A 14748-nucleotide genomic window follows, 5' to 3' on the forward strand; every position below is an offset into this window, starting at 1 on the left:
TGGCGGGATTGGTGGACAGGCGGCGCGGCTCGGGCCGCGGCCTTCGCATTCACGTAGCCTGCAGCCCAGCCCGATAGAGTGGACCGCGCTGCGCAACTTTGTGCACTTGCGCGGGGTCAGAGCATGGCGGCATCGTTGGCGCAGCGCCCACGGACCGCATTCCCAGGATCGTTCTCGATGAAATTGAATCGCCTCACCGCCGTGACCCTGATCGCCCTGGTGCTCGCCGTGCCGCTTGGGCTGATGGCGCGCAGCGAGGGCGATGCGCTGCCGGGTGCGCCCACCGCCGAGCAGGTGACCACCTCCAAGCTTGTCTACGGCCTGCTTTCGGACAGCCGTTATGCCTACCGGCCGCGTCCGCTCGACGCGACCATGTCGGTCGAGATCTTCGACCACTACCTGGAGGCGCTGGACGGTTCGAAGCTGTTCTTCAGCGCCCAGGACATCGCGGGCTTCCAGGCTTACCGGGCCTCGATGGGCGAAAACGTGCGCAGCGGCAACCTCGAACCCGCCTACACGATGTTCGCCATCTACAAGCAGCGCGTGGCCGACCGTGTCGCCTCCGCGCGCAGCCTGCTCGAAGAGGACATCTTCGACTTCACCGGCGAGGATCGCTGGGAGTACGACCGCGAGGATGCGCCCTGGGCCAGCGACGCCGCCGCGCTCGACGTGCTGTGGAAGCAGTCGGTCCGCAACGACTGGCTGCGCCTCAAGCTCGCCGGCAAGAATGCCGACGAGATCCGCAAGACGCTCGACCGGCGTTACCTCAACCTCGCCAACAATGTCGCCGCGCTCAAGCAGGAGGATGCGTTCCAGACCTTCCTCAATGCCTACACCTCGACGGTCGATCCGCACACCGACTACCTGAGCCCGCGCACGGCAAAACTGTTCACGCAGAGCATGTCGCTGTCGCTCGAAGGCATCGGTGCGCAGCTGCAGAAGCAGGACGACGTGGTCGTGATCCGCGAGCTGATCGCCGGCGGGCCGGCGGCGCTGAGCGGCAAGTTCAAGCCCGGCGACCGCATCGTCGGCGTGGGACAGGGCGCCAGCGGGCCGATGGAAGATGTAGTCGGCTGGCGCCTCGATGACGTGGTCGAGAAGATCAAGGGCCCCAAGGAAACCAAGGTGCGCCTGGACGTGATCCCCGGCGAGGCGACGCTGGACAGCACGCCGGTGCGCATCGTGCTCAACCGCGCGCGCATCAAGCTCGAGGAACAGGCGGCCAAATCCGAGATCATCACCATCCCGGGCGTCGAGGGCGGTGCCGAGCAGCGCATCGGCGTGATCAAGCTGCCGGCCTTCTACCAGGATTTCGAAGGCCGCCGCAGCCGCGATGGCGAATACACCTCGGCCACGCGCGACGTGGCCAGGCTGCTCGGCGAGTTCCGCGCAGACGGCATCGATGGCGTGGTGCTGGACCTGCGCAACAACGGCGGCGGCTCGCTCAACGAGTCGATCGAACTCACCGGCCTGTTCATCGACAAGGGCCCGGTGGTGCAGGTGCGCGAATCCGGCGGCCGCATCAGCGTGGAGAGCGACCGGACCGCGGGCGTGTCCTGGGACGGTCCGCTGGCCGTGCTGATCAACCGCGGCTCGGCTTCGGCGTCGGAGATCTTCGCCGGCGCGATCCAGGATTATGGCCGCGGCCTGGTCATCGGCGAGACCTCGTTCGGCAAGGGCACGGTGCAGAACATCGTCCCGCTCGACCGTTGGCCAGCGTCCGAGGGCGACCGCTATGGCCACGTCAAGCTGACCATCGCGCAGTTCTTCCTGCCCGGCGGCAGCAGCACGCAGAACCGCGGCGTCGTGCCCGACCTGGCCTTCCCGGTGACGGTCGACGCCAGCGAGTTTGGCGAGAGCACCTACGACAACGCATTGGAGTGGCGCCAGATCGCGGCGGTGCCGCATCAGCGCTACGGCGATTTCGCGCCGCTGCTGCCCAAGCTGCAGACCCTGCATGACCAGCGCGTGGCCAGCGACCACGAGTTCCGCTGGTGGTCGGAGGACGTGGCCGAGTTCCGCGCCGAGCGCGAGAAGAAGTACGTCTCCCTCAACGAGGCCGAGCGCCGCGCCGAGCGCGACCGCGACGAGGCCAAGCGCAAGCGTCGCCAGGAAGAGCGCAAGACCCTGGGTCTGGCGCTTGATCCGCTGGCCGAGAGCAGCAACGATGACGGCCTGCAGGCGGGCGAACGCAATGTGGCCGAGGACGCGGCCCGCGAGAAGGCCGCCGAGAAGCGCCCGGATCCGCTGCTGAATGAATCGGCCGCGATCCTGTCCGATGCGGTCAGGTTGCTCGACCAGGACCGCCCCCTGGCGGCGCAGGTGCTGCCAGAGTCGACCGGCCCGGGGCGCTGGACGCAGTAGCCCTGACGAAGGGTTTGCGGATGACCGGTGCGCACATGGCGGCGCGCCGGTCGCCGCACGGATAATCCCGGCCCATGCCCTCATTCCGTTCATTGCGGCTGCTGGTGGCAGCCAAGCGCCATCCCTCGGCCTGGCTGCTGCTGGTGCAGCTGGCCGGTGTGCTGCTGTACCCGGCCATGGAGGGCACCCCAGCGGGTCGCGCGGTCTTCGGTGCGTTCGGGATACTGGTGCTGGTGCTGGCGCTGTGGGTGGTCAACCGCAGCGCGGCCAGCAACCGGATCGCCTTGTGCCTGGCGGCGGCGTCCGTCCTGCTGTCGGTGTGGTCGGTGCTCTCGGGCCAGCCCGGCGTGCTGGTGTACGCCTATCTGCTGGAGGCGGCGCTGTACTTCTATACGGCCGCGGCTCTGATTGCATACATGCTGCGCGACCACAAGGTCACCAGCGACGAGCTGTATGCGGCCGGCGCGACGTTCACCCTGCTGGCCTGGGGATTCGCGTTTGCCTATGCGGCCTGCCAGTACTGGTTCCCCGGCAGCTTCCTGGCCGCGGTGGATCCGCATCTGCCGCGCAGCTGGACGGAGCTGCTTTTCCTGAGCTTCAGCACGCTCTCGGGCGTCGGGCTGACCGACATCCTCCCGATCCGGCCGGCGGCGCGCGCGCTGGTCATGCTGGAGGCGTTTGCCGGCGTGATGTATATCGCGCTGGTGGTGTCGCGGCTGATCGGGCTGACGATCCTCGGGCGGCCGCCGGCGCGGCCCTGAGCGCGCGGCGCGCCCGATGCATCAGGCCCTCGCCGCGACGTCCGCGTTGTGGCGTTCGATCGCGTACACGAGGATCTTCTTCGCTTCCTCGGCGCCGCCCCAGCCTTCGAGCTTGACCCACTTGCCCTTCTCGAGATCCTTGTAGTGCTCGAAGAAGTGGCCGATGCGTTCGAGCCAGTGGGTGCTCACCTGGTCGATGTTCTCGACGTGGGCATAGCCCTGGAACACCTTGCTGATCGGCACCGCCAGCAGCTTCTCGTCACTGCCGGCCTCGTCGGTCATCTTCAGCACCCCCACCGGGCGGCAGCGGATCACCGAGCCAGGCACCAGCGGTAGCGGCAGCACCACCAGCACGTCGGCCGGGTCGCCGTCGCCGCAGAGCGTGTTGGGGACATAGCCGTAATTGCAGGGGTAGCGCATCGGCGTGGACAACACGCGATCGACGAAGATCGCGCCGCTCTCCTTGTCGACTTCGTACTTGACCGGCTCGGCGTCCTTGGGAATCTCGATGATGACGTTGATTTCGTCCGGGGGATTCTTCCCGGTGGAGACGTGGCCGAGACCCATGGGGCGCAACTCCTGCGGCGCGGGCGCACGGCCCGCATGGTGGGAGCGGCATTCTACGCGAGCACATGCTGCGATGCAGTAAACGCCGCCGGCAGGGCAGCAGCGCGGATACAGGGTTTTCCCGAGGCAGGGTACGCCCCAGCTGGGCGATGGCCATACGCAGGCGTACATATGACCCTGTCATCCGGTCCTGCGAGTCCCCGCCATGTCCATCACCGATACCTCCCGCGTTGCCGACGCCGCCCTGCCGCGTACCGACGGTTACTGGGAAGACCCCTCCGTGGACAGCAACCGCCTGGCCTCGCCGACGGACCTGGAGTTCGACCCGATCGATCCCGGCACCGTCGAAGACACCTCATGGCTGTCGTTCCTGCCGAGCTTCGGGGCGACGGAGATCGACGGCACCCGCAGCAACCCGGCCGAGCTCACCCTGGGACAGACGCCGGACGGCAAGCAGGTCCGGATCGAGCCGCTGCACCGCGACGGCGACATCCAGATCGCCCGCGAGCGCACCATCGGCGATGCCGGCGCCGGCCAGACCTATGTCAGCGCCGACCAGCTGGTGCTCTCCACCGGCAGCGCCAACGACAGCATCGGGGTGAGCCAGCGCGACGACGGCACCCTCGACGTCAGCGTCAACGGGCAGTCCTATGCCGTGACCATGGCGGAAGGACAGGAGCTGACGATCCGCACCGGTGCAGGCGATGACGTGATCGAAGTGGCGTCCAACGTCACCGTCAACATCGTCGCCGACACCGGCGAGGGCGACGACAAGGTCGACATCGCCGGCAGCGGCGATAACCGCATCGACGCCGGCGTGGGCAACGACAGCGTTACCCTGACCGGAGGTGGCCGCAACGACGTGTTCGGCGGCAGCGGCGACGACGTCATCCAGGGCGGCCGCGGTGTCGACGTGATCCACGGCGGCGACGGCAACGACACCATCGACGGCGGCGCCGGCCGCAACTTCCTCGAGGGCGGCGCAGGCAACGACACCATCCGCAGCCGCGGCACCGGCGACATGGTCTCCGGTGGCCTGGGCGACGACACCCTCCATGCCGCCAGCGGCGCCAGCAGCATCCATGCGGGCGCCGGCCGCGACACCATCGAAGGTGCCGGCGATCGCACCACCGTCTACGCCGAGTCCGGCGACCTGATCAATGCCGCCACCGGCACGCGGCCGACGGTGATCAATGTCGAGATCGATCCGCAGGCGGGCAGCAGCCTGCGCGTCGAGGGTTCGGATGCCTTCGTGCAGCGGGTGCAGGCCGAGATCGAGTTCCTGCGCGGCTCGCCCAACGGCCAGCGCATGCTGGCCGAGTTCGATGCCACCGCGGCCGGCAAGGGCAACACGGTCACGATCAAGGAACTCTCGAACGAACACAACGGTTACGCGATGCCGGCCAACGATGGCGCCACCTGGCCTGACGTGCAGATCACCAACGGCGTCGCCGGCCCGGGCGTGCAGACCGACATCCGCTACAACCCGTCCTTCCACATGGACGCGTTCCCCGCACCGGTGGTGGTGCTGTACCACGAGATGTCGCACGCCTACAACTTCGCCAACGGCACGTTGCAGCCGGGCAACTACAGCGGGCCCGACGCGGCCGACCGCGGCATTTCCAACTCCGAGCGGCAGGCAGTGGGGCTGGAGACCACGGCCCCCGCCTTCGACTTCGACGGCAATCCCGCCACGCCTTCCACCACGGCCAATCCGGATCACCTGACCGAGAACGGCCTGCGCGAGGAGCTGGGCCTGCCGGATCGTCCCAGCTACAGGTTGTGATCGTGGCAGGGAGCCGTGATCACGCGCTCCAGGGATGGAGAGGGCAGCCTGCGTCCAGCGCAGGCTGCCCGTTTTTCGTAGGCCGGGCTGACAACGGCAGGGCTCTCGCCAGGCGCACCCGCGCGGCATGGCTGCCGTGCCTGCTGCTGGCCGCTGCCATGATGACCGGCCTGCCCGCGGCCGCCGAGAATGCGTCCATGCCCACGCAGCCGAGCAAACCCATGCGCCCGACGATCTCCGATTCCACCAGCGTCGAAAGCGGAAATCTGCGTCTGGAGGTGCAGCTGTCCATGCCCTCGGCCGATACGGTCGAGCTGCGTTACCGGCTGCGCAACGCCGGCGAGACTGCGATGGTCGTTTTCGATCGCGGCGATCGGCATGCGGTCCTGAGCGGACGACAGACCAAGGGCGCGGTCGCTGCGCCAAGCTTCGAGGACACCGGCGATGGTGCCGTGGTACTGCGCCATGTCGCGCGCCCGGCGCCGGCTGGGCCGACCGGCCCCGCCAGCCCGCATACGCCACTGGCGCTGAAGCTCGAGGCCGGCGCGGTGCTCGAGGACGGCTTCCGCTTTTCGATCCCATCGTCGGCACCGCAGCGCCTGCGCTGGTGCCTGGGCGTGGCGCCGTTCGAGCAGGACCGGTTCTTCGCGCCGGAGCGCGGCGCTGGGGTCGAGGTCTGGCAGACGACCGACGCCAGCGCGCAGCGGGAACTGTGCACGCCCTGGTTCGACTGCGCGCGCGGTGCGTTCGCGGAGCGATGAGCGGACGGTCTTGCGGTTGCGTTGCGTGTCGGGTGACGCGCATGCCAGTGACCTGGTCGTGTGCGTCGATTCGCCCTCTGCAGGCGCGGCGCGATGGCCCGCGGTTTCGATTGGCCGCCGCGCCCTGTCGACCGGGGGTCGCTCTTCGCTCGGTCAGGGCATCCTGCCCTGACTCGCGCGCAAAACATCCATGTTTTGCTTTCCGCGACCCCCGGTCGCCAGGGCACGACTCACTGCGACTGCTGCCGTGATGCTTCGATGGCCAGCTTTTTCGAAGCCACGCCAGTGACTGGACGATAGTCGTTTCGGGGCGGGGGTTGCGGAAAGCAGCGCATGGATGCGCTGCGGCGGCGAGTCAGCCATGGATGGCTGACCGAGCCGGGGAGCAACCCCCGGTCCGGGGCGGCCCCTGCCGCAGGCTCGATCCAGTCGCTTGCAAGTCGGCCGACTCCTTCGACTGGGAGAAGGACCAAAGAAAAGGGCGGCCGCAAGGCCGCCCTTTTCATGTCGTGGCTACGCCCCCGCTACAGCAGCGGCACCATCAGCAGCGCGACGATGTTGATGATCTTGATCAGCGGGTTGATCGCCGGGCCGGCGGTGTCCTTGTAGGGATCGCCCACCGTGTCGCCGGTGATCGAGGCCTTGTGCGCCTCCGAGCCCTTGCCGCCGAAGTTGCCGTCCTCGATGTACTTCTTGGCGTTGTCCCAGGCGCCGCCGCCCGTGGTCATCGAGATCGCCACGAACAGGCCCGTCACGATCGTGCCGATCAGCAGCCCACCCAGCGCCTCCGGCCCCAGCAGCAGGCCGACGACGACCGGAACCGCGACCGGCAGCAGCGAGGGCACGATCATTTCCTTGATCGCCGATTTGGTCAGCATGTCCACGGCCCGGCTGTAGTCCGGCTTCGCGGTGCCCTGCATGATCCCCGGGATCTCGCGGAACTGGCGGCGCACTTCCTCCACCACGCTACCCGCTGCGCGGCCCACTGCTTCCATCGCCATCGCGCCGAACAGGTAGGGGATCAGGCCGCCGATCAGCAGGCCGATGATCACCTTGTGGTCGGACAGGTCGAAGGCGTAGGTCACGCCCGGGTTGGCCGCCTCGAGGTTGTGCGTGTAGTCGGCAAACAGCACCAGTGCCGCCAGTGCAGCCGAACCGATCGCATAGCCCTTGGTCACCGCCTTGGTGGTGTTGCCGACTGCATCGAGCGGGTCGGTGACGTCGCGCACCTCGGGCGGCAGTTCCGCCATCTCGGCGATGCCGCCGGCGTTGTCGGTGATCGGGCCGTAGGCATCAAGCGCCACGATCATGCCCGCCATCGACAGCATCGCCGTCGCCGCGATCGCGATGCCGTACAGGCCGCCCAGCGCGAAGCAGGACCAGATCGCCGCGCACACCGCCACCACCGGCAGCGCGGTCGACTTCATCGATATGCCGAGGCCAGCGATGATGTTGGTGCCGTGGCCGGTGGTGCTGGCCTGCGCCACGTGGCGCACCGGCGCGTACTGGGTGCCGGTGTAGTACTCGGTGATCCACACGATCGCGCCGGTCAGCGCCAGGCCGATCAGCGCGCACCAGTAGACGTTCATCGCACCATGGCTGTTGTCGGCCATCAGCTCCTGCGTGATGGGGAAGTAGGCGATCGCCGCCAACACGCCCGAGACGATCACGCCCTTGTACAGCGCGCCCATGATCGAGCCGCCCGCCTTCACCTTGACGAAGAACGTGCCGATGATCGAGGCGATGATCGACACGCCGCCCAGCACCAGCGGGTACAGCACGCCGTTGCTGCCGACCTCGCCGACCATCAGGTAGCCCAGCAGCATCGTCGCGATCACCGTGACCGCGTAGGTTTCGAACAGGTCGGCGGCCATGCCGGCGCAGTCGCCGACGTTGTCGCCCACGTTGTCGGCGATCACCGCCGGGTTGCGCGGGTCGTCCTCGGGGATGCCGGCCTCGACCTTGCCAACCAGGTCGGCGCCGACGTCGGCGCCCTTGGTGAAGATGCCGCCGCCCAGGCGCGCGAAGATCGAGATCAGCGACGAGCCGAAGGCGACGCCGACCAGCGCGTGCAGCACCTCGGAAGTCGGCAGGCGAAAGCCGAAGTTGAGCACCGCCCAATAGCCGGCCACGCCCAGCAGGCCCAGGCCCACGACCAGCATGCCGGTGATCGCGCCGCCCTTGAAGGCGACGTCCATCGCCGGGCCGATGCCCCTGCGCGCGGCTTCGGCGGTGCGCACGTTGGCGCGTACCGAGACGTTCATGCCGATGTAGCCGGCCGCCCCGGACAGCACCGCGCCGAGCAGGAAGCCGATCGCCGTGTACCAGTCCAGGAAGATCCCGACCAGCACGAACAGCACCGCGCCGGCGATGCCGATCGTCAGGTATTGCCGGTTGAGGTAGGCGCGCGCGCCTTCCTGGATCGCGCCTGCGATTTCCTGCATGCGCTCGTTGCCGGCCGGTTGCCGGTTGATCCACTGCGCCTGGATGATGCCGTAGACGATCGCAATCACTGCACACACCAGTGCCAGCGCCAATCCGTACTGCTCGAGCATGAATCCTTCCCCGAAAAGTGGAGCGTGAAAAGAACACGAATTCCGGGCGGGGCTCGACCATGACGGCCGGCCCGGCCGGTGAACCGATTCTTACCGATTTTGGGCGCAGGGAATGTTGCAGCACGGCAACGGGTCGTCGTATGGCTGGATTTGAGCGGTTCCGGCGTGGTGTCCCGGCTGTTCTGGCCATCCGGAGTCAGTGGGCAGCGTCTGCTCCACTTGCTGCGGGCCGGATCCCATGGCTGCGCTCGGCATGGCCGTGCGGCATGAGCGTGCGGCCGCACGGCAAATGTCATCCCGAGCGCAGCGAGGGGTCTGCTCTTCATCATCGTCGCGCGGCTTGGGCGAGATCCCTCGCTACGCTCGGGATGACAAACCAAGGGCGCAGACGTCGCCGCAAGCGACCACGCCTGCCCAGCCCTGGCCAGGCGCCCAGGCCAGTCCATCGACAGCTGCCGATCAGGCCGCGGCGAATGCCTCGCGCGTGAGGTTGAGCGGATCGCCGTCGGTGCACACCACGTTGTCCTCGATGCGGATGCCGCCGTAGGGGCGGAACGCCTCGACGCGGTCCCAGTTCACGCTGCCGCCGCGGCCTGCGGCCTTGAGGTCTTCCAGCAGCATGTCGACGAAGTAGATGCCCGGCTCGATCGTGACCACGAAGCCCGGCTCCAGGCTGCGGGTCAGGCGCAGGTAGGGATGGCCTTCGGGCTTGGGGATGGTGCCGCCGCGATCGGAGGCCGCGAAGCCGGCGACGTCGTGCACCTGCAGGCCAAGCCCGTGACCGATGCCGTGCGGGAAGAACGCGCTGCTGACGCCTGTAGCCACTGCTTCCTCGGCCGACACGGTGCTCACGCCTGCGTCCCTGAGGATGCCGGCCAGCGCCAGGTGCGCGTCCAGGTGCAGCTGCCGGTAGTCGACGCCGCTGCGCACCTGCGCGCACATCGCCTGTTCGGCCGTGTCGACCGCATCGATCAGCGCCTGGAAATCGCCGGCGGTGTCCTGCGCGTGGGTGCGGGTGATGTCGCAGGCGTAGCCGCCGTGGCTGGCACCGGCATCGAGCAGGAAGCTGCGTATGGGCTTTGGCGGCACGCGATCGAGTTCGGTGTAGTGCAGCACCGCGCCATGCTCGTTGAGCGCGACGATGTTGGAGTAGGGCAGCTCGCCCGCGTCCTGGCCGGCCGCCTGGCAGTACGACAGGTGGATGCCGAACTCGCTGGAGCCGGCGCGGAAGGCACGCTCGGCCGCCTGGTGCGCGCGCACGCCGCGGCGGGTCGCCTCGCGCATCATCTCGATCTCGTACGGCGTCTTGAAGGCGCGGTGGTATTCCAGGTAGTCGAGCACCGGCTGCGGATTGTTGGGCTGGAACGCGCCGTACTTGCCCAGCGCGCTCTGCGCCTCGCCCAGCACCGCGCAGCGCTGCGCATTGCGCGGCAGGTGCTTGAGTGCGTCCTCGGGCTTGCGGACCACCACGATGTCGAAGTGCTCGACCCAATAGCCTTCCGGCGCCTGCGGCACCACATGCCAATAATCACGCGGCTGCAGGTAGACCAGTTTCGGCTTCGCGCCCGGGGTGGCGACGATCCAGCTGCCCGGGTTGCGCGTCAGCGGCAGCCAGTGCTTGAACTGCGGGTTGGCGGCATAGGGATAGTCGCGGTCGTCGAAGACCTGGTAGTGCAGCGTGCCGCTGGGCACCACCAGATGCTCGAAACCGCCGCGCTCGAGCGCGGTCGCGGTGCGGGCCTGCAGGGTGGCCAGATGGTCGGCGTAGAGGGAGGCGGCAGTGGGCATGGTGGGGGAATTCCGCGTGAGAACGTGGCGTCATTCTGCCGCAAGGCCCCGACCACTGCAGGCGCCGCGCCACGTCAGGTCCCTCGCTGCGCTCGGGATGACAGCTTCCGGCCGCGCCCATCCCAGCGTCCGCGCCTGCGGATGCCGAGTGCAATCCCAGTTACTCGTAATGACTCCCCGGCGCCTCGATCCAGCTGTGCAAGCGCCGCGATTGCTCGGCGCCCAGCGCGATGAAGCGGAGGCCCGCCCACAGCTGCGAGCGCGCGCTGGCGTGGTCCATCCACAACAGGTGCGCGCCGACGTCGACCGCGACCGACCCCTGGTCGTGGGGCAGGGTGAACTGCAGCTGGTACAGCGCGTCGTCGACCAGCGGTTCGCTGGCAATCAGCAGCATGCCGCTCTGGGACACGTTGCCGATGCGGCCGATCACATGCCCGGTCATCGTGTCGGTGACCAGGATGGTGTCGGAGGCCTTGCGCCGCTTGGCGCGCCGGAACTCTTGCGTCATGGCTGCGCCTCCGGGGCTGCGTCGCCGCGTTCGCCCAGCCCGGCGAAACTGCGCAGCGCGTGCATCGCCGCCTGCCAGGCGCGGTCGACCAGGCGCGCCTGGCCACTGGTGACGATCTTCGCCTGTCCCGAAGCCAGCAGCCGCGCCACGCTGTCGAGCGATTGCTCGCCCATGCGCTGGCCGCGATTGTTGACGAACAGGGCGTTGCCGGTGAGCAGGCTGTACCAGGACAGTCGGCGCCGCACCACGTCGCCCTGCTGGTTGGTGGTGAACTCGATCCAGGTGCCGAACGGCAGCACCCGCAACTGCTCGTAGCGGGCCTGCTCATCGGGCGTGCGCGGCGGCAACACCGGCTTCTTGCGCTCGGCGTCTTCACCCAACCGGGTGCGCGCCTTGAGCTTCATCGCCAGCTCGGTGCGCGAAGCCGGATCGCCGTCTTCCTCGTCCGACCGGCTGCTGGTCAGCCGCTGCGCGATGACGCTGGCCTCGTCGCCGTGGTAGCCGACCTGGGCCAGCGCCGATTCGATGTGCGCGACCAGCTCCGGGTCGCGCTCGGCGTCGTCGCGCGTGCAGGCCTCGGTGATGCGGCGGGTGGCGTCGACCTGCCGGGTCCAGGCTTCGGAGCCTTCGCCCTGGCGCAGCAGGGTCAGGGTCAATACGTCGGCCCAGGCCTGGTTGAGCAGGGCGCGGCTGAAGCGCGGCAGGCGCTGGTCGCCGACCACTTCGGCCATGACCTCGGCGGCGCGGAGCTTGGCGACTTCGAGCTTTTCCTTGCCGCGCGCGGCCTCGGTGTGCCGCTTCTCCAGCAATTCGGACTTGCGGACCTGCGCCTGCAGGTGGGTCTGCAGCTGCTCGTTGGAGGCGCTGAAGACCTCGATGTCGCCGTCGTACTTCTCCACGATCTGGTTGACCGCGCCCTGCAGCGGTGCCAGGAAGTTCGGGTCGAAATCGGCATCGTCGAGCCACTTGGCCGCGCTCTCGGCGACCGTGTTCAGCAACTGCCGCGCGGGATGGCGGCTGCGCACGAAGAACGCGCTGTCCTGCAGCGCGACGCGCAGCAACGGCACCTGCAGCCGCTTGACCAGGGCCGCAGCCGGCGCCTCCGCACGGATCTCTTCCTCGAGGTTGCTGAACAACATGCCCAGCAACTCGAAGGTGTCGTTGTCGCGTGGCGACAGTTCCGCGTGCACGCCGCCGCGCTGGCGCGCCTGCGCAAGCAGGGTCTGCTTGACGTCGGCCAGGGTCTGCGGGGCGCCGGCCACCGACAGTGGCTGCGCCTGCAGGTGACCGAGTGCGGCGTGCATGTCCTCGCTGCTGATCACCGCGCCAGCGGCCATGCGCCGGGCGGGGCGGAGCTTGCCGAGCAGCTCGCGGCGGCTGTGCAGCAGTTGCTGCAGCTGCTCGGTCTCGACCTGCTCGTCGACCTCGCGCGCCTCGATCGGCTCGCCAGGCCATCCGGTATGCGGGCGCTGCGGGCCACGGGCAGGGGCTTGCCGTCCAGCGTCGGCGGCTGTTGCCGCGCCTTCGCCCGAGCCACCCGAAGCGCCACGATCGCCGCTGCCAGCACCTGCTCCCGGCGCACGTACGTCTTCGGTCCGCTGCGGCGAAGGCCGCACACGCACAGGCACATGGGTCAGGCCGCTGAGGATGCCCTCCTGGTCGAGCAGCCTGTCGAGCCCCTCCAGCACCTGCGGGTAGCCCGACATCACGTGCCGGTCGAAGATGCGGTAGAGCAGCAGGCGCGAATCGTGTTCGATGTCCAGCGCCTTGGCCACCGCGCCCATTGCGCGGCAGACCGAGTGCGGGCCGAGCGGCAGCCGCTCTGCGTCGAACGCCGGCGCGCCGGCGAGCACGCCGAAGCGCTGGCCAAGCAGGTGCAGCGCCAGGCTGGCGCGCCCTTCCTGGCGGCTGGCGATCTCGCGCAGCACCATGCCCTCGTCCATCACCGTCTCGTCGACCAGGCTCAACTTGCCGAAGCCGGACTGGGCCGGGCGGCCGGAATCCGAAGCGCCGGACGCGAAGGGCGCGGTCGCCGGGCTGCGGATGGTCGCCACCGACGCCTCGACCTCGAGGATGAAGCGCGGCACCAGATCGGACCGGTTGAGGCGGAAGGCCCGCAGCGTCTGCATGTAGCCCGACTCCATCCCGGGGCTGCGCGCCTGGTCGGCCAGTCGGAACAGTTCTTCCTCGAACTCGTCGAGCATCGATCCCAGCTTCGGCTCGAGGGCATCGGTGACCGTGGTCAGTGCGGCTTCCAGCGCGGCGCGCACCCGGCGCGGCAGCCCTGCGGTGGCAATCGACCGAGGCATCGCGGAGTCTCTCGAAGTGTGTGTCGGCATCGCCTGTGACCGGCCCGAGGTGCGCGAATACTTACACGACTGCGACGGATTGCCCACTTGCGGGCGCGGGGCCTTCATCGAGGAACAGCGCGATGACGTCGTTGCCGAAGCGGCGTCCCAGCGCGGTGGGCACGACGCGCGCGCCATCGCGCAGCAGCCAGCCCTTGTCCACGGCCTCCGCCAGCGGGGCCTCGATCGCAGCCAGGGGCAGCCCGCAGCGCGCCTCGAAATCCGAGATGGCAAAGCCGTCCACCAGCCGCAGCGCGTTGAGCATGAACTCGAAGGGGCGCTGCGCCGGAGCGACACGCTCGTCGCCGCCGATGGCGGCTTCAGTGCCAGCGGCCGCCAGCCATGCCGTCGGATGGCGGAGCTTCCAGCGGCGCAGGATCGCCTGCTCCGCGCCCAGGGTGAGCTTGCCGTGCGCGCCGGCGCCGATCCCCAGGTAATCGCCGAAGCGCCAGTAGTTGAGGTTGTGCGCGCACTGGCGCCCCGGGCGGGCGTAGGCGGACACCTCGTATTGCGCGTAGCCCGACTGCGCCAGCAGCGCCTGGCAGTGCTCCTGCATGTCCCAGGCCAGGTCTTCGTCGGGAACGCCTTCAGGCGGCCGTGCGGCGAATACGGTGTTCGGCTCCAGGGTGAGCTGGTAGTGCGAGACGTGCGCGGGCGCCAGGGCGACGGCGCGTTCCACATCCGCCAGCGCCATCGGCAGCGACTGGCCGGGCAGGGCGTACATCAGGTCCAGGTTGAGATTGTCGTATCCGGCGTCCTGCGCCAGCTTCACCGCCGCCTCGGCCTGGGCGGCATCGTGGATGCGGCCCAGCCGCTGCAGACAGCCGTCATCGAAGCTCTGGATGCCGAAGCTGATCCGGTTCACGCCGGCGGCCAGGTAGTCGTTGAAGCGGCCGTGCTCGGCCGTGCCCGGGTTGGTCTCCAGGGTGATCTCCAGCCCGGGCGCGAAGCGCAGGCGCGCCGACGCCCCCTGCAGGAAGCGATCGATCGCGGCGGCCGGGAACAGGCTTGGCGTGCCGCCTCCGAAGAACACCGAACGCACGGTGCGGCCCCAGACCAGCGGCAGGTCATGGTCAAGGTCGGCGAGCAAAGCGTCGACGTAGCCCTCGAACGGCAGTGGCCCGCGCGCCTGGTGCGAGTTGAAATCGCAGTAGGGACACTTGCGCACGCACCAGGGCAGGTGCACGTAGAGCGAGAGCGGCGGCGGGCCAAGCGGCACGCTTGCGAACTGCCTGGCCGGCAGTTCGCGTTCCGCTGGGCGCCCGGCCATGGATGGCCGGGCCGGGGTGTCCGGAGTCGACATGGGTAAC

General features: G+C 68.8%; 10 protein-coding genes. 4 read left to right on the top strand and 6 right to left on the bottom strand.

What is annotated here, in order from left to right; translation table 11 throughout:
* Positions 1 to 177: 177 nt before the first annotated feature.
* Together ACW5DW_RS02730 and ACW5DW_RS02735 are read left to right on the top strand one after the other, a co-directional pair.
* Positions 178 to 2364, top strand: coding sequence for a carboxy terminal-processing peptidase (locus tag ACW5DW_RS02730; protein ID WP_457017242.1), 2187 nt, complete (start codon positions 178 to 180; stop codon positions 2362 to 2364).
* Positions 2365 to 2438: 74 nt separating this feature from the next.
* Positions 2439 to 3125, top strand: a complete 687-nt coding sequence (locus tag ACW5DW_RS02735) for an ion channel (protein WP_457017244.1) — start codon at positions 2439 to 2441, stop codon at positions 3123 to 3125.
* A gap of 21 nt (positions 3126 to 3146) precedes the next feature.
* Here the strand turns inward: ACW5DW_RS02735 and ppa are convergent, their stop codons facing one another.
* Complete coding sequence (gene ppa, locus ACW5DW_RS02740; protein ID WP_457017245.1) at positions 3147 to 3692, bottom strand: inorganic diphosphatase; 546 nt, start codon at positions 3690 to 3692, stop codon at positions 3147 to 3149.
* Positions 3693 to 3897: 205 nt separating this feature from the next.
* Between ppa and ACW5DW_RS02745 the strand changes: the two genes are divergently transcribed.
* Positions 3898 to 5478 (top strand): M91 family zinc metallopeptidase, encoded by a 1581-nt coding sequence (locus ACW5DW_RS02745; protein WP_457017246.1) that lies wholly within the window; start codon positions 3898 to 3900, stop codon positions 5476 to 5478.
* A 197-nt stretch (positions 5479 to 5675) separates the two neighbouring features.
* A complete protein-coding gene (locus ACW5DW_RS02750) occupies positions 5676 to 6239 on the top strand; it encodes a hypothetical protein (RefSeq protein WP_457017247.1) in 564 nt (187 codons plus the stop codon).
* A gap of 524 nt (positions 6240 to 6763) precedes the next feature.
* Here the strand turns inward: ACW5DW_RS02750 and ACW5DW_RS02755 are convergent.
* The 5 genes from ACW5DW_RS02755 to hemW form a co-directional block, all read right to left on the bottom strand.
* Positions 6764 to 8794 (bottom strand): sodium-translocating pyrophosphatase, encoded by a 2031-nt coding sequence (locus ACW5DW_RS02755; RefSeq protein WP_457017248.1) that lies wholly within the window; start codon positions 8792 to 8794, stop codon positions 6764 to 6766.
* Positions 8795 to 9253: 459 nt separating this feature from the next.
* The gene (gene pepQ / locus ACW5DW_RS02760; protein ID WP_457017249.1) at positions 9254 to 10582 is read right to left on the bottom strand and encodes a Xaa-Pro dipeptidase; all 1329 of its coding nucleotides are present in this window, start codon (positions 10580 to 10582) and stop codon (positions 9254 to 9256) included.
* A 160-nt stretch (positions 10583 to 10742) separates the two neighbouring features.
* The gene (locus ACW5DW_RS02765; RefSeq protein WP_457017250.1) at positions 10743 to 11090 is read right to left on the bottom strand and encodes a PilZ domain-containing protein; all 348 of its coding nucleotides are present in this window, start codon (positions 11088 to 11090) and stop codon (positions 10743 to 10745) included.
* Positions 11087 to 13399, bottom strand: coding sequence for a DUF1631 family protein (locus tag ACW5DW_RS02770; protein WP_457017251.1), 2313 nt, complete (start codon positions 13397 to 13399; stop codon positions 11087 to 11089). The genes ACW5DW_RS02765 and ACW5DW_RS02770 overlap by 4 nt, the downstream gene beginning before the upstream one ends.
* Positions 13400 to 13460: 61 nt before the next feature.
* A complete protein-coding gene (hemW, locus tag ACW5DW_RS02775; protein ID WP_457017252.1) occupies positions 13461 to 14708 on the bottom strand; it encodes a radical SAM family heme chaperone HemW in 1248 nt (415 codons plus the stop codon).
* Between the last annotated feature and the right edge of the window lie 40 nt (positions 14709 to 14748).

The organism is Luteimonas sp. A482, from assembly GCF_054072655.1.